Source organism: Chloroflexota bacterium (assembly GCA_038040195.1).
Lineage (GTDB): Bacteria > Chloroflexota > Limnocylindria > QHBO01 > QHBO01 > DASTEQ01.
In genome coordinates, this window is the sequence record JBBPIR010000003.1 from 119735 (window position 1) to 143530 (window position 23796).

Genomic DNA, 23796 nt, shown 5'->3' on the forward strand with positions numbered 1-23796 from the left:
CCAGGATTGCTACCAACCGAGGTAGCCGGCTCCCGACGCTCACCCGGCTTCCTGGGCTTCCCGGAGGTCGATCGCCGGGAGTCTGGCGCGTGGCTCATGCCCCCGTACAATCCAAGCGATGCATCGTCGCGCGCCCACGGCGTCCTTCCTGATCATCGGGGCGCTCGTACTCGCTGCGTGCGCCGGCGGTTCGCAGTCCCCAGAGGTGAGCCCAACGGCCAATGCCGCGGCCGCCTCTTGTCCTAGCCTTGACCTGCGCGGCCCCGACGGCACGGCGCTGGATCTGAGTGGAAGCTGGATCGGGGTCGGAGACCGAAGGGCGCTGCTGAGGCCCAGCACGTATGAACTTAATCCCCTGAACAGTTGCCTAGCTTGGGTGGGCCGGAGCACCGAAGAGGGCGAGGAGGCTGGCGCGTCCTGGATGAACGTGTTCGACGGCAAGGTGAACTCGGACTTCACGATCTCGGGTGACTGGGCCGTGGTAGCGGCTAGTGAGGACTTCTGCCCCCCGGGGGCTGCAGGTGGAGCGCAGTGCGACAAGGCGCGGGGAACACTCATTCTGCGAATCGAATGGGTCCCCACGGCTGAAGGGAACCGAGTCCGTTTGCTGCTCCAGGAATACACCAAGATCGGCAGCGCGGGTGGGCTCGGTGGCTTCGTAACGTCTATCTGGGTCCGCCCGGGCGACGAGGCTCTCTTCGACGTGCCAGTGGAATAGTGGCTGGGCACTCCAAGCCGGCTCCCGACGCTCAACAGCCTACCTACGGAACCTCCAGCCACTGCTCCTCACGCGTCTAGCCGACCTTGCTGCGCTCGCCTCAAGCGGTGAGCGGCAGGTTGTCGGCCGCAGAGGCCGGCTCGGCGGCCGCCCGGAGGAGGTCGTCGATGTCCCGCACCGAGGCCAGGACCCGCTCCCGCAGGTCGTCGAGGAGACCGCCGACTTCCTGGGCGGCGGTGCTGATAGAGGTCAGCCGGCTCTTCATCTTGCGGACGTTGTCGACCGCGAACTGGATGTCCTGGAGCGCCTCACCGACCGCGGCCAGGTCGACCTGGCCCGTCGTATCGCGCAGGGTCAGCAGGGCCATCACCCGGGCCACACGGAACGCGGCCTCCAGGCCCACCCCGTCATCGATCTCCGGGTCGTAGACCGCGTACACGTCCGAGCCGACCAGGGCGAAAGGCACGACCCCGGCCGGGGCGTGCTCGGGAGTGAAGACCGCCAGGGCGATGGCCGCTCCCCGGTTGGCGCGGGCTGCGGTGAGCTCCTCGGCCAGCAGCCGGCGGCTCAACGAGCGGTCCTTGGCCTCGATCACGACCCGGAGGTCGCGACCATGGGTCCGGGTCGGGTCGATGGTCAACACGAAGTCGCCCTTCTTCGAGCGGAGCGCATCCCCGGCATCGGTCCCGGTGCGCTCGAGGAAGTCGCCAACACCGCGTGCCAGCTCCGCCAGCCGATCCGCGACGAGATCTTCGAACTCGATCCCTTTGGCCGTGCCCCGCGCCCGCTCCCCGGCGCGCACGCGGTTGGCGGCTTCCAGTGAGGCGATCCGCTCCCCGAGGCTGCGGAACTCACCGCTGACCTCATTGCGGAACTGGTACAGCGGGCTGGCTTCGCGGGTTGGGTCCAGCAGCTGGGCCAACCGCGACCCGTCGCCGTCGAAATAGCGACCCAGGACCTCGTTGAGCTGGCCGACGGCGCTGTCGCGGCGGTTCGGGTCGAAGAGAGCCGCGGTCAGCCGTTGGAGGCGCCCCGAATCGCCCAGGAACGATTCCAGCGTGCGAGGCAGCCGGCCCTCGCCGTCGGCGAAGTTGGCGCGCAGAGACGCCTCAAGCGCCTCGGCAGCGCGGGCGTGGGTGGCCGTCATGTGCTCCATCATCCGGTTGAACTCGGCACGCACGACGTCCACGTTGGCGCCGTTGCCGGCGTTGGCCATCGCCTGGAGCCCGATCCGCACCGCATTGGCGGCCAGGGCGGGGCGCTCAGCCTCCGGCACGCTGCCGACGAAGCCGGCGAGGCCCGGATCGGTCAGTTCGAGGTGGTGAATGGTGACCCGGTCGCCGAGCACGCTCAGCACGGGCTCGCCGGCAGGGCGAGTGGCAGCGGTCTTGCTCATGCCCGCACTTTGGACGGCGGTTGTGACACCTTCGGTGTCGCGCCGGGGCGCCCAGGGACGCCCGTTTCATCGGTACCAAGGGGCTATGGAGGGCATGGATAGGTCTGGTTAGGGTTGGTTCGATGGCCATCCGAGAGGAGACCGGCGTCGTCAGGCCGGCCGGGGAGAGCACGCCGCCAGACACGGTGGAGCTCCCGTACGCCCGCCGCCTGCGCGCCGCCGCCGCGATCTGGCGCCCCAGCCTACGCGTCTGGGTCACGCTCGGCGGCGTCGCGATCGTCGTCGCCACCGCCGCACTGACCGCCAACCTGTTCGCTGATCGGCTCCGCGAGCTCGCCGTCCTGGCTGCCCTGGAACACGCGGAGTCGGTGGTGCGCGCCAATCTCGACCCGGTGGTTGACGCCCACGCTCTGGACATGGGGGTCGCGAGCGACGCGGAACTCGACGAGCAGCTTGTCCGACTCGTCCAGGGCGGAGACATGAGCCGAATCGTGGTGTGGTCCCGCGATGGCCGGGCCGTGTACTCGTCCGATCCGGCACTCCGAGGTCTGCGCTTCTCGATCGGGGACCACCTGGCCGCCGCTTTCGCCGGGAGTTCGGTCTCCGAATACGGGACCGAAGCCGGGGACGAGGCTGCAGCTGTCGAGGGCGCCGCGCCGCTGCCGGTTCCATTCCTCGAGCTCTACGTCCCCATTCGCGGCGCCGTTGATGGCGATGCGATCGGCGTGTACGAGGTCTACCAGGATGCCGGCCCGATCGAGATGCTCGTCAGCCAGACCCGCTTCGACGTGCTCGTCCTGGCCCTCGCCGCGTCCGGGCTCCTGTTCGCCATCCTGTGGCTCGCCTTTGCGGGCGCGTCACGCCTCCTCGCCCGCCAAAACCGGCTCCTCCGCGAGCGGTCGGTTCGCGACCCCTGACTGGCCTGGCCAACCATGGCTTCCTGCTCGAGGAGCTGAACCGATACCTGGCTCGCCCCAGCCCTTCAGGCGCCATTGCCCTACTCGACGTCGACAACTTCCGCCTCCTCAATGCCGGCCACGGCCACCGGGCCGGCGACGAGGCGCTTCGCCGCGTGGCGGCCGTGTTGACCGCCGTGGCCCAGCCGGGCCAGCTCTACGGCCGATTCGGCCCCGACGAGTTCCTGCTTGCCTGTTTCGCGGATGACCAGGATTCGCTGATGCGCACCCTGGCCGCGCTGACGGGGGCCCTGGCCGAGGTCGACCTCAACTTCGCGGACTCGGAGCGCCTCCCGCTCAGCGTCTCGGCCGGCGTGGCCCGTGTGCCGCGCGACGGACACACCGCGCTGGACCTGCTTTCGGTTGCGGACGCGGCACTCCGTGAGGCCAAGACGTCCGGGGGTCAGGCCACGAAGGTGGCCGACCAGGCCACCATCGGCTCCCTGGCTGCCCAGAACACGGTCTTCGGCGTGTTCGAGGGACTGCTGGTCACGGTGGACACTAAGGACCATTACACGCGGGCCCACTCCGAGGACGTCACCGGCCATGCGCTCTTCCTGGCCGATGTGTTGGAGCTGACCGATGAGGAGCGCCGGCTGCTCCGCCTCGCCGGCCTGCTTCATGACATCGGCAAGATCGGCATCCCGGATGGGATCCTCCGCAAGCCGGCTCCGCTCACCGGCGAGGAGTACGACATCGTCAAGCAGCACGTGGCGCTCGGCGACGCGATCGTGGGCGCCGTCCCGCAGCTGGCCGAGGTCCGCGCCGGCGTCCGCCACCACCATGAGCGCTGGGACGGCACGGGCTACCTGGACGGTCTGCGGGGTGACGCCATTCCGCGATTGGCCCGGATTCTGGCCGTCGCCGACGCCTATTCGGCCATGACCACGACCCGCCCCTACCGCAAGGCGTTGTCCCCCGACGAGGCTCTGGCCCGGGTCGCTCAGGCTGCCGGCAGCCAGCTGGATCCGGATTTGGCGATGGCCTTCGTGACGGCCATGCGCAGCCGGCAGGTCGAAGCGGCGCGAGCGGGCCTGGACGCGGTAGGGATGACCGCCCATCGCCGCTCCGCGGCCGGTCAATCCGGTACGCTCCATTGGTGATGCGTCGGCCATCGCGAACCGCCGCCACCCTCATCTGGATCGGGCTGGCCCTGGCCCTCTCGGCGTGCGCCGGGCAGCAGGCCGCCAGCCGCACCGTGGAGCTCGCGACTCTCAACGATTCCGGGGTGACGGGGAGCGCCGTGCTCACGGATCTGGGAGATGGAACGACCCGAGTCGAGGTTGACGTCGACCCGGCCGGGCACCCGGACATGCCGGCCCACATCCACCCAGGCACCTGTGAGAATCTGGTCCCTCAGCCCACGTACCCGCTCCAGAACGTCATCGAAGGCCAGTCGGAAACCGACGTCGAGGCCACCCTGGAAGAGCTGTTCGCCGGAGAGCTCGCATTGAACCTGCACTTCTCGAGCGACGACTTCGGGACTTACACGGCCTGCGCCGACCTCGAGTGAGACACCGATAGAATCAGGGGACCGATGTCGCCTCCCAAAACCTCGACGGCACGTCCCCAGCTCGACCCTGACGAGATCCTGGCCGCCCTGAATCCTCCCCAGCAAGAGGCGGTCCGGCACACCGACGGGCCACTCCTGATCCTGGCCGGGGCGGGCAGCGGCAAGACCCGGGTCCTCGCCCATCGGGTCGCGCACCTGGTGGCCAGTGGCGTGCCCCCGTACCAGATCGTGGCCGTCACCTTCACCAACAAGGCGGCCGGTGAGATGCGGGACCGGATCGCCGGGCTCATCGGGGCCCAGGCCACCAGGGAGGCGACCATCGGCACGTTCCATGCCATCTGCGCTCGCATCCTGCGGCGCGAGGGCGAGCGTATCGGTCTGACCCGGAGCTTCACGATCTACGACCGCGCCGATCAGCTGGCGGTCATCAAGGAGTCCCTGCGCCGGCTGGACCTGGACGACAAGCGGTTCGCGCCCGCGGCCCTGCTGGTGTTCATCGGTCAGCGCAAGGACGAGCTGTCGGACCCGGCAACCGCCATGCGGCAGGCATCCGGCTTCTGGGAAGAGACCGCCGCCCGGGTGTACGAGGCCTACCAGCGCCAGCTGGCGGAATCGGACGCGGTGGACTTCGACGACCTGCTGCTCCGGGTCGTGCTCCTGTTCGAGCAGCACCCCGACGTGCTGGCGCGCTACCAGCGACGCTGGACCTACCTGCTGGTCGACGAGTACCAGGACACGAACCGGGCCCAGTACCGCCTGTGCCGGCTCTTGGCCGCGGTGCACCACAACCTGGCGGTCGTGGGCGATGACGACCAGAGCATCTACTCCTGGCGCGGCGCGGACCTGCGCAACATCCTCGACTTCGAGCGTGACTGGCCCGACGCCACGGTCGTCAAGCTCGAGCAGAACTACCGATCCACCCAGACCATCCTGGATGCGGCCCACGCGATCGTGTCCCGGCTCCCGGGCCGCAAGGACAAGCGGCTGTGGACCGATCGCGGGGCGGGGGCCGCGGTGAGCGTCTTCGACGCCTACAACGAATACGAGGAGGCCGAATTCGTGGCACGCCAGGTGGAGCGCCTGGCGTCCTCCGCCGACCGACGGCGCGGCTGGGCCAGCCTCCTGACCCAACGCGCGGAAGACGCTCCGGTGGGTGACGGGGCGGACGGGGCGGACGGGGCGTCGGGACCGTTGCGCTTCGGTGACATCGCCGTCGCGTATCGGGTCAACGCCCAGAGCCGGGTGCTGGAGGAGGCGTTCATGCGCTTCGGCATCCCGTATCAGCTGGTGGGCGGGGTCCGTTTCTACGAGCGGCGCGAGGTGAAGGACGCGCTGGCCTATGCGCGATTGGCTCGCAATCCGGCCGACCGGGTGGCCCTGGAGCGCGTCATCAATGTGCCGGCCCGCGGAATCGGGGACAAGACCGTTTCCGAGCTGCGGGCGTGGGCCGACGGCCGCGACGCGAGCCTGTGGGCGGCGGTCGAGGCAGCCACGGAGAACGCGAACCTGGCCACGCGGTCACGCGCCGCCCTGGCGGGCTTCGCGGAGCTGATTCGCGGGCTCGTGACCGTGGCGGCGGGGGAGCCGGCGTCTTCGGTCCTCGAGGCGAGCCTGGAGCGAAGCGGGTTGCGGGCCGGGCTGGAGGATGGGACCGAGGAGGGCGAGGAGCGCTGGGCGAACCTGGTCGAGCTGCGCAACCACGCCGCCGAATTCGACGAGGTGGCGGCGCCCGAGGGCCTGGCCCGCTTCCTCGAGGAGGTGGCCCTCGTCTCGGACCAGGACACGCTGGAGGAGCGGCCGGACCGGGTGACCCTGATCACCCTCCACGCGGCGAAGGGCCTGGAGTTCCCCATCGTGTTCATGGTGGGCCTCGAGGAGGGGCTGCTCCCCTACGCGCGGGCCCTGGATGACGAGCGCGAGCTGGAGGAGGAGCGGCGGCTCACGTACGTGGGGATGACACGGGCCAAGGACCGGCTGTTCCTGGTCCACGCCCGCCACCGCTCGGCGTGGGGGAGTGGCGGGGTGGAGGTCGAGCCCTCCCGCTTCCTGGCCGATCTGCCCGAGGACCTGCTGGAGGTGGGCGGCGGCCGCCGCGGCCCGTCCGGGCTGGGCTGGGTCCGGGACGGCGGCATGGATGATGGTTCGGGCTCGACGCCAACGGTATGGGGCCGGATTCGGCCCGGGCTGGAGCCTTTGCGTCCCGAGCGGTTGCCGGACCTCGACCTGGGGAGCGGGACGTTCGGGCGAACGAGCCCGGTGGGGACGGGGGAGGCGGCCGCGGAGGGGACGGGGGAGGCGGCCGCGGCAGAGGCAACCCCGCCAGAGCTGGCCTGGCGGGCAGGCGACAAGGTCCGGCATCGTCGTTTCGGGGACGGGATCGTGGTCAACTCGCAGTGGGTCAGCGGCGACGAGGAGGTCACCGTCGCCTTCGCCGGCCACGGCGTCCGTCGCCTGGTCGGCTCCTACGCCGGCCTGCAGCGTATCGGCCGATAACCCGGCTCTAAGCCGCCCTGAAGGCGTCGCCGCTACCGTCTGACGGCCGTGCCCAAGGATTACTCCGAGCCCAGGCTCATCAACCTGACTGTCCGGGTAGATGACTACGTGGTGCTCCATGCGCGATGGCGGGCTCTCCGTGAAGGGACGTCGGTGAATGCGGCGATAGCCGAGTTTCTCTCCGCATACTCCGGGGTGGAGACGCGGATCCGTGCCACCCGTCCGCCTCGTGCTCCGCGACCTCGAGACATCTACGAAGAGGGTCTTCGCCGCAGCCGCGCGGGTTTCTAGCCGCCCAACGGCCCACCGCCAAGGGCCAACCGCCGGGCTCTCAGAGTGCGACCCATGCTGTATCACAGGCATTCGTGCTATCGGGCTATCGTGCTACGCGATATCACGAACCACTGTGAGGCGGTGGGGTGCTCGCTGTCGGCTCCTCTGTTCTCCGGCAGCGGCCGACCGGGCGCTACCATCGGGCCATGGCTGATGCCCCCGAGCGGAACCAGGCGCTGGCGGACGACCTGGTCAACGCCCGCCAGGAGTTCCTGGACGCCGTGGCCGACATCGATCCTGCTCTGCTGACCAGTCCGGGCCTGGTCGGGGTGTGGTCGGCCCGCGAGCTGGTGGCGCACATGGGCTACTGGGCGGGTCACGCGGCGGAGGCGGTGCACCATGCGGAGCAGGGCCGGCTGGACGAGTTCGAGGTCGATGCCCCCAGCGTGGACGAGCGCAACGCCGTCGTGGCCCGGGTGGCGGGCGAGACGGAGATGGCGACCGTGCGCTCGCGGGAGGAGCTTGCCTTCGACGCGTTCCGGAAGCGGGTGCTGAGCGCCGACCCTGAATGGCTCTCCGAGCGGGACGCGGACGGCGACACGCTGGAGGAGATCATCCTGTACGACGGGGCGGACCACTACCGCGAGCACACCCACGACATTCGGGCCTGGTTTGCCGGCGGAGCCGGAGCCAAAGCCGAAGCCGAAGCGGAAGCCGAAGCCGAAGCGGAAGCGGAAGCCGAAGCCGAACCGCTGGATGACTGACCCGGCCGGGCGGCCCGCCAAGGCAGCCGTCAAGCGCGCGGCCAAGGCAGCCGCCAAGCGCGGGGCCAGGGCAGCCGTCAAGCGCGCGGCCGCGTTGCGCGCCGCCATCGAGGACGCCAACTACCGCTACTACGTCCTCGACGCGCCGATGATCGAGGACGCCGAATACGACCGCCTGCTGCGCGAGCTGGAGGAGCTCGAGAACGCACACCCGGAGCTCCGGACCCCGGACTCGCCCACGCAGCGGGTGGGCTCCGCTCCGGCGGCCGGATTTGCCGAGGTGCGCCACGGCGTGCCCATGCTGTCGCTGGGCAACGCATTCGGAGCCGATGAGCTGCGCGAGTTCGACAAGCGGGTGCGCCGGGGCCTGGGACTGACCGACACGGACCCACCGGTCGGCTACGTCTGCGAGCTGAAGATCGACGGCCTGGCGGTGAGCCTGCGCTACGAGGGCCGCTCGTTCGTGCGGGGCGCGACTCGCGGCGACGGCTACACCGGGGAGGACGTCACCCCCAACCTGCGGACCATCCGGGCCATCCCGCTGAACCTGCGCGGCGACCCACCCGGGACCGAGCTGGAGGTGCGAGGCGAGGTGTTCATGCCGCGCACCGCGTTCGAGGCGCTCAATCAGCAGCTCGAGGCGGAGGGCAAGCCGCGCTACGCAAACGCCCGGAACACCGCCGCCGGATCGGTGCGCCAGAAGGATCCCGCGGTCACGGCCGGCCGAAGGCTATCGGTATGGTCCTATTCGCTGGTCGGCGTGCCGGGGCTGGCCAGCCAAACCGCCTCGCTCGCGCTCCTGCGCGAGCTCGGCTTCCCCGTCAACCCGCACGTCCGGAGCGCCGCCGGGGTGGACGAGGTGCTGGCGTTCGTGGCCGAGTGGGAGCACAAGCGGCACGAGCTCGAGTACGAGACCGATGGCGTGGTGGTCAAGGTGGATGCCGTGGCCGAGCAGGAGCGGCTGGGCTTCGTCTCGCGCTCCCCACGCTGGGCGGTGGCGTACAAGTTCCCGGCCGAGCAGGTGACCACGCGGTTGGAGGCGATCGAGGTCTACGTCGGGCGCCACGGGGCGATGACGCCGGTCGCCCACGTCACGCCCGTGTCGGTGGGCGGGACCACCGTCCGCAACGCGACGCTCCACAACATCGACGAGATCCGGCGCAAGGACCTGCGGGTGGGGGACCTGGTCGTGCTCCAGCGGGCCGGCGACGTCATCCCCGAGGTCGTCCGCCCGGTGGTGGAGGCTCGCACGGGTTCCGAGACCGAGTGGTCCATGCCACTGACCTGCCCGGTGTGTGGGACCGAGGCGGTCCGCGACGAAGGCGAGGTGATTGCCCGCTGCCCGAACCCGTTCTGTGCCGCGCAACGGATCGGCGGCCTGGAGCACTTCGCCGGGCGGGGCGGGATGGACATCGAAGGGGCCGGCTACAAAGTGATCGTCCAGCTGGCCGACCGCGGGCTGGTCAGCGAGCCGGCGGACCTGTATCGGCTCAGCGTGGAGGGGATCGAGGGCCTGGACCGATTCGCCCGCAAGAGTGCCGAGAACCTGTTCGTGGCCATCCAGCGGTCCCGACGACGCCCGCTGTACCGCATCCTGAACGGGCTCGGCATCCGACACGTCGGGGAGCAGACCGCGATCGACCTGGCTCGGTGGCTGGCCCAGGACGTGCCGCCGGCCGAGGGTGAGTCGGATGCCGACTGGACGCGGCGGGTCGTGGAACGGCTTGCTTCAGCGTCGGCCGAGGAGCTGACCGAGGTGTACGGAGTGGGGGCCGTGGTGGCGGAGAGCATCGCCCGCTTCTTCCGCGACGAGCACACCGCGGACGTGCTGCGCCACCTGGTCGAGGCCGGGGTGGTCGCGGAGGCACCCGAGCCGAGCGCGGTGGCCGCGGTCACCAAAGGTCCCCTGGCCGGCAAGACGCTGGTCGTGACCGGGACGCTGCCCGGCTTCACACGCGAGGATGCGGAGGCCGCAATTCGGGCCGCCGGGGGCCATGCCGCCAGCTCGGTGAGCGCCAAGACGGACTACCTGGTGGCCGGGGAGAAGGCCGGATCCAAGCTGCTTCGCGCCGAGGCGCTGGGCGTGCCAGTCCTCGACGAGGACGGGTTCAGGCGCCTGCTCGAGACCGGGTCGGCCTAACGGCGGGCGTAGACCCCCACGAACCACACGAACTGGCGCCCGGTGTGGAGCGGACGAAAGCCGGCGGCGATGACCTTGGCTTCGACATCGGTCCGCTCGTGGATGAAGCGCGGGTGGTCCTCGCCCTGCAGCCGCGCGAAAAGGTCGAAGACGAACCACCGGGCGCGGGCGATCAGGCCCCAAAAGCCGCGCGATTCGGGCACGGCGATGGCGTACAGCCTCCCCGCCGCCGCGGTGGAGCTGGCGATCAAAGCGTCCGCATCCGGATAGCAGCAGATGACCTTGTCCAGGACGACCACGTCGTGCGGCTCAAGCGGCTCGACCGCCGCGTCGCCCACCCACAGGTCCACGCGATCCTCGAGCCCCGCCTCGCGCATCTGGGCGGAGGCCTGGGCGATGGCCTCGGACGACAGGTCCGCGCCGGTGGCGCGCGTCGCGCCCGCGTCCAGCGCCCGAACGATGAGCTCACCGGTCCCACACCCCACGTCCATGACGCTCGATCCCGCCAGGCCCTCCTGCTGGAGCCACCCGAAGAGCAGGTCGGTGGACGCGGGGCACACCGGCTGCCAGTCGCGCATCCGCTCGTCGAAGTGTTGCGCGATGCGCTCGACCTCGGTGGGTGATCGTTCGGGCGGACAGGCGCACGGCTCAGACATGTCGCGCAGTGTAGGACCGATGGGCTTTCCGCCCTAGAATCCCCGCCAATGGCTGCGCCACCGCCGACCGGATTATGGACGCGGCCCTTCCTCCTGCTCCTGCTCGCCTCGTTCGTCTACTTCACGGCCGACGGCATGACCTTCGCCGTCCTGTCCCGGTATGTCGACGGCCCGCTCGGTGGCAACGAGGTAGGAGCAGGGCTCGCGTTCGGCGCATTCAGCCTGACGGCGCTCGTCCTGCGCCCGTTCGCCGGTCGCCTCGCCGACCGCCGGGGCCGTCGCGCGCTGATGGTCGGCGGAGCGGCCCTGTTCGCGGTTGCGGCCCTCGGTCACCTGGCGGCGACCACGCTGCCCATCCTGATCGGCCTGCGGCTGACCATGGGCGTGGCGGAGGCATTCTTCTTCGTCGCCGCCTTCGCGGCCGTAGCCGACCTCGCTCCAGAGGGGCGTCAGGGAGAAGCCATCACGTATGACAGCCTCACTCTGTACCTCGGCATCGCCATCGGCCCGGTGTTGGCGGAGATCGCCCTCGGCGAGGATCGCTACTGGGCCGTGTGGATTGCCGCGGCATCGGTGGCGGCGCTGGCTACCCTGATCTGCCTGCTGCTCCCCGAAACCCGGCCGGCGCCCACGGGGGACCCCGGTAGCGGGCGGCTGCTCCACCGCGCGGGGGTGCTGCCAGGCGTCGTCCTGCTGGCCGGTGTCTGGGGCATGGCCGGCTACTTCACGCTTGCCCCGCTGTTCGCGGTCCGTGACCTGGGCCTGACCGGGGCATCGCCGTACCTGTTGGCGTTCGGGGGCGTTGTGATTCTCGCTCGCCTCATCGGAGCCAAGCTCCCCGATCGGGTGGGCGCGCGACGGCTGTCCGGCACCGCCATGATCATCACCGCCGGCGGGCTTCTCATCATGGGCCTGTGGGCCGATCCGATCGGCCTCATGGTTGGGACGGTGGTGCTCGCCCTCGGCGTCGCCTTCACGACCCCGGCCCTGGCGCTCCTGGCCATCTCTGGCGTCCCGGCCGCCCAGCGCGGCGCTGCGCTCGGAACGTTCAGTGCGTTCATCGACCTTGCTTTCGGGCTCGGTCCGGTGACGCTGGGCGCCATCGCGGCCGCGTCAACCATTCCGCTGGCGTTTGCGTCTTCCGCGGGGGTGGCGCTGCTGGGGACTTTCATGCTCTGGCTCGGCACGCGGGCACGGAAACCCAAGGCCGTGCCGGCGCCTCAGGACTGACGGTCGTCCTCGGCCAGGAACGCCTCGACCAGCGCGTCGTACCCACGGAACGACACCCGGACCGTGTGCCCGGAGTCGGGGTCGACCTTCAGCCGGGCCCCTGGAATCCGGTCCGCCACCAGCTGCGAGGCGGTCAGCGGCACCACCTGGTCCCCACCTCCGGCCAGGACGAGGGTGGGAACGTGGATCTCGGGCAGCCGCTGGGTCACGAACGAGGTCGGGTCCAGCGTGCCCCTCAGCTCGCCGATGAACCGCTCCGGGGTGGACGGACGCGGCTGGAGGCGGGCCACTGCCGCGAACGCGGCCGCCGGCGGTGAGTCGCTCTCCGGACCGCCGGGCTTGAGCTGCGCCCCCTGGCGCGCGAACAGCTCCCCCCACGCGCCCCGCTCGGCGAGGTCGATCCACTCGGCCATCCGGGCGGCCATGGGCGAGTCGGGTGGCGTCTCCGATGACGAGGCGGCCAGGACCAGCCGGCGGACGAGCTCCGGTCGATCCACGCTCAGCCACATCGAAATCCGGCCACCGCCCGACTCCGCTTCAACCGCGAAGGGACCGGCCAGACCCTCCAGGACGATCGCCACCCCCATCGCCGACACCCGGGGATGGAGCAGGGCTGCCGCATCGGCCCGGTCATCCGGGATCGGCCTGCCGACCACCGTTACCGGACGCGCCCGCGCCCGGTCCTCCCATCGGCGCATCAGGAGCTGCTCGGTGCCGGCCATCAGCCGCAGCCCGGTCTCGACCCCGCCCACGACGACCAGCGGGGCTCCGTGACCGCCGGGGATTCGCAGGCGTTCGATCCGACCGCCGGGCAGCGGCAGGACCTCGACCCGTGGCGCCTTCTTCATCGGCGCATTGTGGCCTGCTAGCATCGCCCCATGATCAGCCGAGCCGACGTGGAGCACGTCGCCGAGCTGGCCCGCCTGCATCTGACCGATGAGGAGCTGGACCGCATGCAGGACCAGCTGTCGCGGATCCTGGAGGCGATCGCCGTGCTCCGCGACGTTGACACCAGCCAGGTGGGACCCACCGCGACTGTCCTGGCCCTCGAGAACGTCATGCGCGACGACGATCCCCGCGACGGGATCTCCCGGGAGGCGGCGCTGGCCAACGCGCCGCTGCGCGAAGGAGACCACCTCCGTGTCCCGCTGATCCTCAAGGAAGGGCGCTAGTGGTGCGCCGTGCCGGGAACGAACCGGTGCGCATGCCTGGACTAGGCCGGAGCGCATAGTGCCGGGACGAACCCGGTGCCCCGTGCCGTATCACGCTCGCTCGTGGTATCGCGCTAACGTGCTACGCGATAGCACGAAGGCCTGTGACGCGCCGCGGGCCGCCGCTTGGCCCCAAGGCATGGGCTTCTGCAGAGTCCGGCCAGGGTTTCCCGCACCAGGCTTATGACCGAGCTCCCGCTCGCTGATCGCACCATCAGTGAGGTCGTCCCCCTGCTGGACGCCGGGGAGCTGTCCAGCCGGGACTTGGTCGAGGCCTGTCTGGGGCGGATCGGGCGCGATGGAGCCCGGCTGAACACCTTCCTGGCGCTGAGCGCGGAGGCTGCCCTGGCCGCCGCCGATGCGGCTGACGCGGCCCGTCGGGCCGGGGACGGTCGGCCGCTGCTCGGGATCCCGTATGCCCTGAAGGACATCTTCGTGACCCGGGCGCTGGACGACGAGGGGCAGCCCAACGGGGGACTGCCCACGACCGCCGGCTCGCGGATCCTGGCCGGATACCTGTCGCCGTATGCGAGCGACGCCGAGGAGCGCCTGACCGCGGCAGGTGCGGTCCTGCTGGGCAAGACGAATTGCGACGAGTTCGCCATGGGCAGCTCCAACGAGAACAGCGCCTACGGGCCGGTGCGCAACCCGTGGGACGAGACGCTCGTCCCGGGCGGGTCGAGCGGCGGGTCGAGCGTGGCCGTAGCGGCGGGCCAGGCGTTCTTCGCCACCGGCACCGACACCGGCGGGAGCATCCGCCAGCCCGCCGCGCTGAGCGGGGTGGTGGGCATGAAGCCGACCTACGGCCGCGTCAGCCGCTACGGGATGGTGGCCTTCGCCTCGTCGCTCGACCAGTGCGGCCCGTTCGGGCGGTCGGTGCGGGACGTGGCGGTGGTGCTGGGCGCGCTGGCCGGACACGACCCTCGCGACGCCACCAGCGTCGAGGAGCCGGTGCCGGACTACGCGGCCGCTCTCGATGGGGAGGTGCGCGGCCTGCGCCTGGGGGTGCCGCGCGAGTTCTTCGTCCCGGGCATGGAGCCCGGCGTGGAGCGGGCGGTCCGTGACGCTGTTGATGTGCTCGCCTCAGCCGGCGCGGACATCGTCGAGGTCTCGCTGCCGTCCACGGACAAGGGCCTGGCGACCTACTACATCATCACCCCGGCCGAGGCGAGCGCCAACCTGGCTCGCTATGACGGGATCCGCTACGGCCACACGGCCGGAGTAGACGACCTGCTCGAGAACTACCGCCTCACCCGGGGCCAGGGGTTCGGGCCGGAGGTCAAGCGCCGGATCATCCTGGGCACGTACGCCCTGTCCGCCGGCTACTACGACGCTTACTACCTCAAGGCGCAGCAGGTCCGGACCCTGATCAAGGCTGAGTTCGACGAGGTGCTGAGCACGGTCGACGCCCTGCTCGCCCCGACCTCACCGTCGGTCGCGTTCAAGATCGGGGCCAAGACCGAGGACCCGTTGCTTATGTACCTCAACGATGCCTGCACCCTGCCGGTCAACATCGCCGGACTGCCCGGGATTTCGCTGCCCTGCGGCCTGAGCGACGGGTTGCCGGTGGGGTTCCAGGTCATCGGCCGGGCCTTTGACGAGGCCACCGTGCTCCGCGTCGCCGATGCCTACGAGCGCCGGGCCGGATTCGCGCAACTGCGACCCCCAACTGCCCGGGACTAGATCTGGAAGTCGATGCGCATCACGACGCGCCTGAGCGTGGGGTGGCTCACCTCGGTGAACCCTGCGACGGCGAAGACGTTGCGGCTGCCAATGTGGAGCTCTCCCCAGGTGACCTCCTCTCCCGGTTCGGTGATCATCGGGTAGCCCTCGAGGGAACGAGCGCCGCGCTCGCGGGCGAAGTTGACCGCAGCGCGCGCCAACTCGTACGTGACGCCCCGACGCCGGAAGCCGGCGCGGGTAATGAAGCAGGTCACCGCCCAGACGCCGTCGTCGGTCTTGTCTTCCGCTCGGCCCGCCCAGGGGGTGCGACCGAGGCGCACGTAGGCGGTGCGCGGCTCGACCGCGCACCAGCCGACTGGCTCGGCGTCGAGGTAGGCGACGAGGCCGCTCGTCGTGCCTGCCTCGGGCTGACCGCAGCCGGTCTGCTGGCGCAGCCGGCGGGCGCGTTCCTCAACGGGAACCGAGCCCGAGTCCCACGCCCTGCCCCGGGTCTTGAAGCGCTGGCACTGGCAATTAGCCGCATAGCCCCGCGTGCCGAGAATGGCCTGCAGATCCTCGCAGGACGCTTCGTTCGCAGGGACGACGGTGAAAGCGTCGCTCATGCCGTTGCGTCGATCGCAGCCGCCGATCGGCCGGCGCCCTCGGCCCAGCGAAGCACCCGCAGCGCGCGGAGCGTGATCCATCGGCTCGGCTGATCCTCGGTTTCGCCGAGGTCGACGAGCAGCTCGTCGTGATGGGCGTGATCGAGCACCCACCGGCCGTCAGCGCCGCGCTTTGACTCGACGATGCCGATCGCCTCGGCCATCCGCTCGTCTGGCGCGACGCCCGCGTCCCGCAGGTAGTCGAGCGCGCGGAGGGGGTCGTAGTGCCAGCCGTTCGGGAACGCCAGGTAGAGCCAGCGCGGCTGCGCCAGCTCGCCGGTCGACAGCCGGCGGAGGAGGCGTCGCTCGAGGAGATACTCCTGCCCACGGACGCGAGCGGCGGTAACGTCCCCGTTCGCGCCGGTCGCCCGCTCGTATTCGAGCAGACCCTCGAGCACGTTGATCGTCGTCTCGAACGACCCGCGCGTCGAGCCTCGCTCCTGCTCGCAGTTCCAGCCGCCGTCCTCCATCTGCTCGGTCAGGAGTCGATCCACGATGACTCGGATGTCCTGGCCGAAGTACGCCCCGATCGCAACGGCCTGGCCGTTGATGCACGGCTCGACCTCGCCGTCGAAATACGGGAGATCGTCGTACTCCCACAAGACGTTCGCCCGGACGAGTTCCAGGGCACGACGCGCCTCCTCGGTCGCTGGGTCGAGGCCAAAATGGCGCAGCAGCTGGAGCGTCGCCGTCGCGGAGGTCCACTCGGGGAAGTACCCGCCGCCGCCGCCCCACCGCCCGTCCGGCGGCTGGAGCGCGAGCAGCCGAGCGCCCCACCCTTCATGGGTCACGCGCGCTCGCTCTGCCGCGACGTCCTCGGCAGGCGCGTCGGTGAGGTCCCGCATCACCTGCCAGCGGATCGCCGGGTCCGTGTCGAGGAGCCAGTCCATGACGGTCACAGATTTCCCTCCTGCCGGTTGCCGATTGGGTCGCGCTACGGCTTAACCGACGCCTGCCTTCGCGACGTCGCCGATGATCTGCGCCAGCTCCTGCGGGCGGGACCACATCGGCCAATGGCTGGTCGGCAGGTCGACCCAGGTCGCGTTGCGGAGCTCGGGGATGCCGGCGAGAAATGCCCAGTCGGGATGCTCCTTGGCGTAGGCCTGGTATTGCGCGGCGCTGAACCCCGTGCAGATCAGAGTGCTCGGGATGTCGCGCCGCGCGTCGTTGGTCAGCTCGTAGCTCTCCCGCACGACGCCGCCGGGGACCGGAACTGCCCGCTGGCGGAACGTCTCCTTCTGCTCCTCGCTGAGCCCGTCGAGGTTCTCTTCCTCCTCGATCTCCTTCCAGACCATCGGCTTCTCGACACCCTTGAAGTCCGGGTCCAGCGGTGCGAGTCCCGGTGCCGTGTCGACGTACACCATCGCCGCGATCAGCTCGGGGACCCGGTCGCTCGCGGCGTAGCCGGAAAACCCCGACGCGCTGTGGACGGCGAGCACGACGGGGGCGTCCGCCGCCCGTGCCGCGTCGCAGATGGCGTCGACGTGATCCGAGAAGGTGATTCCAGATCGGTCCGTATCGGCCGATTCGAGTCCGGGGAGCGTCAACGCGGTGACGTCATGGCCGTCAGCCCGCAACGCGGCGGCGACCTCGTCCCACGCCCACGCGCCGAGCCAGAACCCGGGAACCAGGATGATCGGCGCGGTAGTCATTGCTCGACTCTACGGGCGGGCACCGACATCGCGCAGGAAGTCCAGCACCAGCCGGGTGAACCGCTCGGGCTGCTCGAGGTTCAGCATGTGGGCGGCGCCCTCGAAGATCTCGAACCGGGAGCCCGGCACCGCATCGGCCAGGATGCGGCCGGAGGCATTGGTATAGGCCTCGTCCAGCGCACCGATGACGACCAGCACCGGCATGGTCAGCTGATCCAGGCGCTCGTCGGCCGGTGGGTCAAGGCGCTGGGGAATTCCCTCCTCCTTTTCGGCGGCATAGGTGGTGAGGATCCAGTCGTGCATCGACGCCCGAGCCGACGCATTCAGCCGACCGTCGGGCTGATCCGGGCCGTCGCCCCAGAACGCAGTCTCGAGGTCCGCCAGACGCGTCCAGTCCTTAGCCTCCAGCGCCTCTTCGGTCGCCTTGTCCAAGGCCTCGCCCGGTGCGAGAGCCTCTGCCGGCAGATCCGGCTCGCCGGCCCCGCTGGCGACCACGATCAGGCTGGTTACGCGCTCCGGGTGCGTCACGGTGAAGTTCAGGGCGATCGACCCCGAGCGCGAGGTGCCGAGGAGATGGGTCTCCTGCACGCCAAGGTAGTCGAGCACCTGCCCCAGATCGCCGTGGTTCGAGAACTCGACGTGCTCGCTCTCGCTGCGGCCATATCCACGCGTGTCGTACCGGATGACCCGGTACCGCTCCGCGAACGCGGGGACATGAGGGTCCCACTGCCGCAGGTTCGCCACTCCCGCATGAAGCAGGACCAGCGGCGGGCCCTCGCCGGACTCCTCGTAGTACAGCCGACCGCCGCTGACGGGGATGAAGCCGCTCTCGCTCATGCCGCCGATCTTACCGACTAGACTGCGGAGCCGATGGTCGAGATCAGCCACGTCCATCTCCTGGTCGCCGACCTGCCGGGCCTCAGCCGGCTCTTCCGGGAGGGTGGCGCGCAGCTCTTCCCACAATGGCTGTCGACCGACTACGTCGGTGAGCCGCGCATCGCGTGGTGGGGCATGCGCGGCGTCCCCATCGAAGCGCTCGAACCGCCGAAGGACGCCGCCCGGCGCGGCCTCTGGCCACGGCAATTCGACGACTGGACCGAGCCGCCGCGCGGGCTGGTGCTGGCAACGGTAGACGCGGAGCGCGCCGCAACCGACTTGGCCGCTGTCATCGGGGCGAATGAGGGCTGGTGGGAGGTCGGGGAAGACGCTGAGCTCGGTGCCACCTGCCGGCGGGTGACGGTTGGCCGCAGTGTCCTCGTCCTGGCCGAGCCGTCCTCGGAGGGCTATGCCGCCGCCTGCCTGGCACGATTCGGTGAGGGACCGATTGCGGTGGCCCTTGACGGCACAACAGCCGGGGGTCGTCCCGTGTCGGCTAACCCGGTTACCGACAGCCCGGCCACCTACGTCCGGTTAGGTCCCGGCACGGCGCCCACCTTCATCTTCCTCCCCGCCAGGGGCTGATGGCCGAGCGGCGCAGCGAGCTCGCCATTGCCCTGGTGCCCGTGGCGCTGGCCATCGCGACGCTCCTGATCCTGCTCAACCCAGCCATCGCCCCCGCCATCGTCAGTCCCCGGCTGGCCCTGGCAATTGACGCCACGGCGACCCTGGTCGCGGTGGCGGTCGCCGCCCTGGCATGGGTCCATTTCCAGGAAGGACCGGACCCGGCGGCCCTGGTTCGGGCCAGCGCCTTCCTGGTCTTCGCCGCGGTGAACGCGCTCTTCGTGCTGGTCACGGTGGCCGGATTCGAACAAGCCTTCGGCCTGTCCCTCGAGGCGCCCGGCCAACTGCCCCTGTGGGGGGTGGTCCTGGGCCGGGCGGTGGCCGCCGGTCTCCTGGTGGTGGCGGGCCTGGCTGCCCTTCGGCGCCTCGTGATCGAGCGATTCCCCTCGGCGCTCTTGCTTTGGCTGCCGGCCCTCCTGGTCACTGGGGCCGTCGTGGTCGCAGCCACCGTTCAGCCGTCGCTACCGACCCTGCTCGACCCGGAGGCCCTGGCCCGGCTGAGAACGGATCCCGCCGCGCGGCTGCTGGCCGCCGGCAGCCCGTTGCTGGTGACGCTCCAGGTCGTGATTGGTCTCGGCTTCCTGTGGGCGGCGGCGCTGGCCTACCAGGTCTATCGCCGGGATCGGCGCGGCATCGACGCCTTCCTGGCCGTGGGTCTGATGGTGGCCGCATTCAGCCAGATCCATTTCGCCATCCATCCTGGCACCTACGCCACCCTGATCACGACCGGCGACCTGCTGAGGGTCGCCTTCTACGCGCTGCTGCTGGTGGCGCTGGCCGCCGAAAGCCGGGGTGACGTCAGGGCCTTGAGGCGTGCCAACGAGGAGATCGTCCGTCTGCGCGAAATCGACCTGGCGCGGGCCACCGTGGAGGAGCGCGCTCGCCTCGCGCGGGAGATCCACGACGGTATGTCGCAGGAGCTGTGGTACGCCAAGCTGAAGCAGGGACGGCTCCTGCTGGGGTCGGGCTTGCCCGAGGAGGCACGGCGCTTGGCGGAAGAGGTGGCCCATGCGATCGAATCGGCCCTGGCCGAGGCACGCCAGGCGATCATGGCCCTGCGCCCGGCGGAGGGCACGACCTTCACCCAGGTCCTCGAGCGCTACGTGGAGGACTTCGCGGACCGGTTCGGGATCCCGGCCGATTGTGTGTGCGACCCTGCCCTCGAGCAGCTGCCGGCCCGCGCCCAGGCCGAGATGCTGCGGATCGTGCAGGAGGCGTTGAACAACGCCCGCAAGCACGCCGATGCCACGCGGGTCCACGTAGAAGGGTCGGCCGGACCGTCCGGGCTACGCCTCACGATCGCCGACAACGGGCACGGCTTCAACGTCGATCAGCCGACGACGGGCTATGGTTTGGGGAGCATGCGGGAGCGAGCGGCACTCATCGGGGCCACTATCCAGATCGAGTCGCAGGCGCAAGGTGGGACGCGGGTCGTGGTCGAGCTGCCGTCCCTTGGTGGAGGCTGATGGCCACGCCCACCGGGGCGCTGCGCCCGCTGCGCGTGATGCTGGTGGATGACCACGCCCTGGTCCGCTCCGCGGTTCGCCAGGCGCTGACCGCGCCGGATATCGAGGTGGTCGGCGAGGCGGCGACCGCCGAGGAGACTCTGGTCATGGCGCCCAAGCTGCGTCCTGACGTGCTCCTGCTGGACATCAATCTGCCGGGGACCGATGGATTGCGTCTGCTCCGCGAGCTGGCGCCTCGACTGCCCGACACGCGGATCGTGATGTTGACCGTCTCCGACAGCCGGCGCGACCTGGTCGAGGCGATGCGCCAAGGGGCGGCTGGGTACGTGACCAAGGACCTCAGTCCCGATGCGCTCCAGCGTGCGGTGCGAGGCGTGCGCTCCGGGGAGCTGCCCATGTCGCGCGCGATGGCCGCGGAGGTGGTGCGACACCTGGCGACTGGGACCGGCCGCGGCACCACACCGGTTGAGGGTGAGCTCCTGCCCGGGTTGAGCGACCGCGAGGCGGAGGTGCTGGGTCATCTGGCCGAGGGTCTGACGGACCGGGAGATCGCCGAGCGTCTGGGCATTTCGCCCCGCACGGTCGAAACCCATGTCGGGAGCATCCTCCACAAGCTCGGAGTGCGGAATCGGGCCCAGGCAGCGACCCGCTATCGGGAGGCGCTGGACCCAGGGGGGCGCTAGCCGGCTGGCTGACTGGCGGGCTGGCCGCTGGCTGCGATGCCCTGCTCCGCGGCCTCGCCGACCCGCGTGGCCACCAGAGCGGCGGCGATCTGCACCCGAAGGAGACGCGGCCGATCGGTGTCGATGGCCAGGTGGGTGCCGTCATGGAGACGAACCAGGAGTAGCCGCTCGAGGGCAACCGCCATCTCCTCGATCTCGCCCAGCGGGATGCTGGTGGCGTCGGTCCCGACATGCACCAGGCGCTCCGACGAGAGGTACAGGGTGCCGGCCTGCGGAAGCGGCTCGGGGGCGTCGATCAGCGTGCGCTCCAGCAGCGCGTTTTCCCGAGAGGCGTGGAGGACTTCCCCGGGGAGCGCCAGCGGCGCAAATCCGGCCTCGGGCTCAACAACCGGCAATCCATCGGTCTGGTACCGACGACGGGCTTCGTCAGAGGCCGCCTCGTCCTCGGTGACCCGGGTGGCGATCGCCCGCGCATCGCGGAGCGCGGCCGACTCGGGCTGGGGACCTTCCATGGGAGGCGAGTGTACGGTGCGTTAGGCGTCACTTCATCGGTATCGCGCTCGGGACTTGTACGGAATGGGCCCTCCGTATCCGCAGGCCGCGATCCGTGGCTCGCTCCGTACCGTCACGGATGGCCACCTTCGCGTGAGCGTCTAGCCTGACGCTCTGCCGGCTGCGCCCCGGTGCCCTGGGGCGCGTCTGCCGGCCGGACGGAAGGTGCCTGTGCCCATCGCTCCCGGTTCTGCCGCCCACCGAGGTATGAAGACCTGGCTCACCCTGGTTCAGGTCTTCGTATTCGTTTTCTCCGCGATGGCGCCCGCGGCGGCTCTGGCGGGGGACCCGACCCCGACCGAAAGCCCAACACCTGAGGCCACAGCCAGCCCGGAGCCATCGCAGGAGCCCACCGCTGCACCGGAGCCGACGGCCGAGCCGACGCCTGAGGCGACCTCCACCCCTGAACCGTCCATTGAGCCGGCTACGCCTCCGCCAACGACGTTCGCCGAGCCCTCACCCGACCCGATACCCGACCCAACGCCGCCTCCGCCTCCGCCGAGCGCCGAGACCGTCACCTTTATCGTCACCTTCGCACCTGGTGGTGACCCTGTCGCCCAGGCCCTCCTTCTCGGTGCCGTCGGGGCTCAGGCCGGAGGCTCGATCCCTGAGCTGGGGATGCAGGTGGTGGACCTTCCCGAGGAGACCTTCCTTTCAGGGCTTGACGCGCTGCGTGCCTCCCCACTCGTGGAACGGGTCGACATCGACCGCACCCGTGCGGTAACCGCGGCCCCGAATGACACCGCGTATCCGATCCAGTGGGCCCTCCCGCAGATCGGGTGGGACCAGCTCTTCGGCTCGGTGACTCCGGCCGGCACCGCGACCGTCGCCATCCTCGACACCGGGGTGGATGCCAGTCATCCGGACCTCGACGAAATCCTCGTCCCGGGCGCTTCCATCCTCGCCGGCTCGAGCTGGTCATCCGATCCCAACGGTCACGGCACCTGGATGACCGGCATCGTCGCCGCCGAGGCCGATAACGCCTACGGCATGGCCGGCGTTGGCTACGCGGGCGTATCGGTCATGCCGGTGGTGGTCCTGGGAGCCGATGGCACCGGTCAGGACAGCGACATCATCGCCGGCGTGGTCTGGGCCGCCAACCAGGGCGCCGACGTCATCCTTATGGCCTTCAGCAACCCCGGCTACTCGCCGGCCCTTCAGATTGCGCTGGACTACGCCTGGGCGCAGGGGGCCGTTCTGGTCGCCGCCACCGGCAATGACGCCTCGTCGTCGGTCACCTACCCGGCCGGCGATCGAGGCGTCATCGGAGTCGCGGCCACTGACCAGACCGATGCGCTGGCTTCGTTCTCCAACTGGGGCGAGGCGGCCTTCTTGGCCGCTCCCGGCGTCGACATCCAGGCCAGCGAGCCGGGTGGGACGCGCGCGACGATCTCCGGAACCTCTGCGGCGGCTGCCCATGTCGCCGGTGCGGCGGCGCTGCTCAAGGCCAACGAGCCATTCCTGACGAACGGCGTCATCGTTTCGCGTCTCGGCCGAAATGCCGATCCGGCCGGCGACCCCGCCGCCAGTGGCAACGGCCGCCTCAACCTGCTCCGCGCCATGGCTGACACCTCCACCGATTCGGTCCAGCCGGCGGGCGCTGCCCCCGTCGGCTCCGGCGGCCCACTCGTCGGCCCATATGTTGCCGCGGCGAACGGCACCGTGTCAGGTACTGTCACCAGTTCAGTTGCACCGTTCGCGGCAATCGATGGGGCGACGGTCACCGTCACCTGTTCCTCGCCTGGATGCTCGAGCGACCCTGCCACTGGAACGACGAACGGCAGCGGCCAGTACTCGATCTCGATCAACTGGTCCAACGGGACGCGCTCCGGCACCGCTGTGGCATCCAAGGCAGGCTTCACGTCGGGAAGCGCTTCATGGGGGCCAATCGGCAACACGGAGACGGCGTCAAACGTCAACATTGCCCTCACGCCCTCGAACGACGCGCCGACCTGCACCGACCCGCAGAGCGGCAGCACCGACGAGGACGTCAACCTCCTTGCCAGCGTGGTGTGCAGCGACGTCGACGGCGACTCCCTGACCTACAGCCTGGTGACTGACGCCAGCAACGGCAGCGTCACGCTGGCCGCCGACGGCAGCTTCACCTACGACCCCGACCTCAACTTCAACGGCTCCGACAGCTTCACCTTCCAGGCCAGCGACGGCGTGCTGGACTCGAACATCGCCACCTACGACATCACCGTCACCCCGGTCAACGACGCGCCGACCTGCACCGACCCGCAGAGCGGCAGCACCGACGAGGACGTCA

Annotated in this window: 22 protein-coding genes; 14 read left to right on the forward strand and 8 right to left on the reverse strand. The window is 70.2% G+C overall.

Going from position 1 to position 23796, the window contains the following annotated elements; genetic code table 11:
* Nucleotides 1-376 precede the first annotated feature (376 nt).
* Nucleotides 377-718, forward strand: coding sequence for a hypothetical protein (locus tag AABM41_06030; GenBank protein MEK6191866.1), 342 nt, complete (start codon nucleotides 377-379; stop codon nucleotides 716-718).
* 100 nt (nucleotides 719-818) lie between these two features.
* On the opposite strand, the gene AABM41_06035 is transcribed toward AABM41_06030, so the two are convergent.
* The gene (locus AABM41_06035) at nucleotides 819-2114 is read right to left on the reverse strand and encodes a hypothetical protein (GenBank protein MEK6191867.1); all 1296 of its coding nucleotides are present in this window, start codon (nucleotides 2112-2114) and stop codon (nucleotides 819-821) included.
* A 122-nt stretch (nucleotides 2115-2236) separates the two neighbouring features.
* Between AABM41_06035 and AABM41_06040 the strand changes: the two genes are divergently transcribed.
* From AABM41_06040 to ligA, 6 genes are all read left to right on the forward strand, one after another.
* Nucleotides 2237-3031 (forward strand): hypothetical protein, encoded by a 795-nt coding sequence (locus AABM41_06040; GenBank protein MEK6191868.1) that lies wholly within the window; start codon nucleotides 2237-2239, stop codon nucleotides 3029-3031.
* The gene (locus AABM41_06045; GenBank protein ID MEK6191869.1) at nucleotides 2950-4173 is read left to right on the forward strand and encodes a diguanylate cyclase; all 1224 of its coding nucleotides are present in this window, start codon (nucleotides 2950-2952) and stop codon (nucleotides 4171-4173) included. Before AABM41_06040 ends, AABM41_06045 begins: the two co-directional genes overlap by 82 nt.
* Nucleotides 4173-4583 (forward strand): hypothetical protein, encoded by a 411-nt coding sequence (locus AABM41_06050; protein ID MEK6191870.1) that lies wholly within the window; start codon nucleotides 4173-4175, stop codon nucleotides 4581-4583. Before AABM41_06045 ends, AABM41_06050 begins: the two co-directional genes overlap by 1 nt.
* A 24-nt stretch (nucleotides 4584-4607) precedes the next feature.
* Nucleotides 4608-7076: a UvrD-helicase domain-containing protein gene (locus AABM41_06055; GenBank protein ID MEK6191871.1), complete on the forward strand. Its 2469-nt coding sequence runs from the start codon at nucleotides 4608-4610 to the stop codon at nucleotides 7074-7076.
* 479 nt (nucleotides 7077-7555) lie between these two features.
* Nucleotides 7556-8113, forward strand: a complete 558-nt coding sequence (locus tag AABM41_06060; protein MEK6191872.1) for a maleylpyruvate isomerase N-terminal domain-containing protein — start codon at nucleotides 7556-7558, stop codon at nucleotides 8111-8113.
* Nucleotides 8106-10253 (forward strand): NAD-dependent DNA ligase LigA, encoded by a 2148-nt coding sequence (ligA, locus tag AABM41_06065; protein MEK6191873.1) that lies wholly within the window; start codon nucleotides 8106-8108, stop codon nucleotides 10251-10253. Before AABM41_06060 ends, ligA begins: the two co-directional genes overlap by 8 nt.
* Here the strand turns inward: ligA and AABM41_06070 are convergent.
* Complete coding sequence (locus AABM41_06070) at nucleotides 10250-10909, reverse strand: methyltransferase domain-containing protein (GenBank protein ID MEK6191874.1); 660 nt, start codon at nucleotides 10907-10909, stop codon at nucleotides 10250-10252. The genes ligA and AABM41_06070 overlap by 4 nt on opposite strands.
* 48 nt (nucleotides 10910-10957) lie before the next feature.
* Between AABM41_06070 and AABM41_06075 the strand changes: the two genes are divergently transcribed.
* On the forward strand, nucleotides 10958-12139 hold the full coding sequence (locus AABM41_06075; protein ID MEK6191875.1) for an MFS transporter: 1182 nt from the start codon (nucleotides 10958-10960) through the stop codon (nucleotides 12137-12139).
* Here the strand turns inward: AABM41_06075 and AABM41_06080 are convergent.
* Nucleotides 12130-12987, reverse strand: a complete 858-nt coding sequence (locus tag AABM41_06080; GenBank protein MEK6191876.1) for an alpha/beta hydrolase — start codon at nucleotides 12985-12987, stop codon at nucleotides 12130-12132. The genes AABM41_06075 and AABM41_06080 overlap by 10 nt on opposite strands.
* 30 nt (nucleotides 12988-13017) lie before the next feature.
* Here AABM41_06080 and gatC point away from each other — a divergent pair, with 30 nt between their 5' ends.
* Both gatC and gatA read left to right on the forward strand, forming a co-directional pair.
* Nucleotides 13018-13311 carry an Asp-tRNA(Asn)/Glu-tRNA(Gln) amidotransferase subunit GatC gene (gene gatC, locus AABM41_06085; GenBank protein ID MEK6191877.1) on the forward strand — a complete coding sequence of 98 codons (294 nt, stop codon included), beginning with the start codon at nucleotides 13018-13020 and terminating at the stop codon, nucleotides 13309-13311.
* A 222-nt stretch (nucleotides 13312-13533) separates the two neighbouring features.
* A complete protein-coding gene (gene gatA / locus AABM41_06090) occupies nucleotides 13534-15033 on the forward strand; it encodes an Asp-tRNA(Asn)/Glu-tRNA(Gln) amidotransferase subunit GatA (protein MEK6191878.1) in 1500 nt (499 codons plus the stop codon).
* Here gatA and AABM41_06095 read toward each other — a convergent pair.
* The 4 genes from AABM41_06095 to AABM41_06110 are packed head-to-tail and all read right to left on the reverse strand — an operon-like array spanning nucleotide 15030 to nucleotide 18163.
* Nucleotides 15030-15635 (reverse strand): GNAT family N-acetyltransferase, encoded by a 606-nt coding sequence (locus tag AABM41_06095; protein ID MEK6191879.1) that lies wholly within the window; start codon nucleotides 15633-15635, stop codon nucleotides 15030-15032. The two genes, gatA and AABM41_06095, sit on opposite strands and share 4 nt — an antisense overlap.
* Complete coding sequence (locus AABM41_06100) at nucleotides 15632-16564, reverse strand: hypothetical protein (protein MEK6191880.1); 933 nt, start codon at nucleotides 16562-16564, stop codon at nucleotides 15632-15634. The genes AABM41_06095 and AABM41_06100 overlap by 4 nt, the downstream gene beginning before the upstream one ends.
* A gap of 51 nt (nucleotides 16565-16615) precedes the next feature.
* Nucleotides 16616-17326, reverse strand: coding sequence for an alpha/beta hydrolase (locus tag AABM41_06105; GenBank protein ID MEK6191881.1), 711 nt, complete (start codon nucleotides 17324-17326; stop codon nucleotides 16616-16618).
* Nucleotides 17327-17335: 9 nt separating this feature from the next.
* Nucleotides 17336-18163 carry an alpha/beta fold hydrolase gene (locus AABM41_06110; protein ID MEK6191882.1) on the reverse strand — a complete coding sequence of 276 codons (828 nt, stop codon included), beginning with the start codon at nucleotides 18161-18163 and terminating at the stop codon, nucleotides 17336-17338.
* Nucleotides 18164-18196: 33 nt separating this feature from the next.
* Here AABM41_06110 and AABM41_06115 point away from each other — a divergent pair, with 33 nt between their 5' ends.
* The 3 genes from AABM41_06115 to AABM41_06125 are packed head-to-tail and all read left to right on the forward strand — an operon-like array spanning nucleotide 18197 to nucleotide 20975.
* Nucleotides 18197-18787: a hypothetical protein gene (locus AABM41_06115; protein ID MEK6191883.1), complete on the forward strand. Its 591-nt coding sequence runs from the start codon at nucleotides 18197-18199 to the stop codon at nucleotides 18785-18787.
* A complete protein-coding gene (locus AABM41_06120; GenBank protein MEK6191884.1) occupies nucleotides 18787-20292 on the forward strand; it encodes a sensor histidine kinase in 1506 nt (501 codons plus the stop codon). The genes AABM41_06115 and AABM41_06120 overlap by 1 nt, the downstream gene beginning before the upstream one ends.
* The gene (locus AABM41_06125; protein MEK6191885.1) at nucleotides 20292-20975 is read left to right on the forward strand and encodes a response regulator transcription factor; all 684 of its coding nucleotides are present in this window, start codon (nucleotides 20292-20294) and stop codon (nucleotides 20973-20975) included. The genes AABM41_06120 and AABM41_06125 overlap by 1 nt, the downstream gene beginning before the upstream one ends.
* On the opposite strand, the gene AABM41_06130 is transcribed toward AABM41_06125, so the two are convergent.
* Nucleotides 20972-21487 carry a hypothetical protein gene (locus AABM41_06130; protein MEK6191886.1) on the reverse strand — a complete coding sequence of 172 codons (516 nt, stop codon included), beginning with the start codon at nucleotides 21485-21487 and terminating at the stop codon, nucleotides 20972-20974. The genes AABM41_06125 and AABM41_06130 overlap by 4 nt on opposite strands.
* A 247-nt stretch (nucleotides 21488-21734) precedes the next feature.
* On the opposite strand from AABM41_06130, the gene AABM41_06135 reads away from it, so the two are divergent.
* The coding region (locus tag AABM41_06135; protein ID MEK6191887.1) for a S8 family serine peptidase at nucleotides 21735-23796 on the forward strand (2062 nt) is incomplete at its 3' end.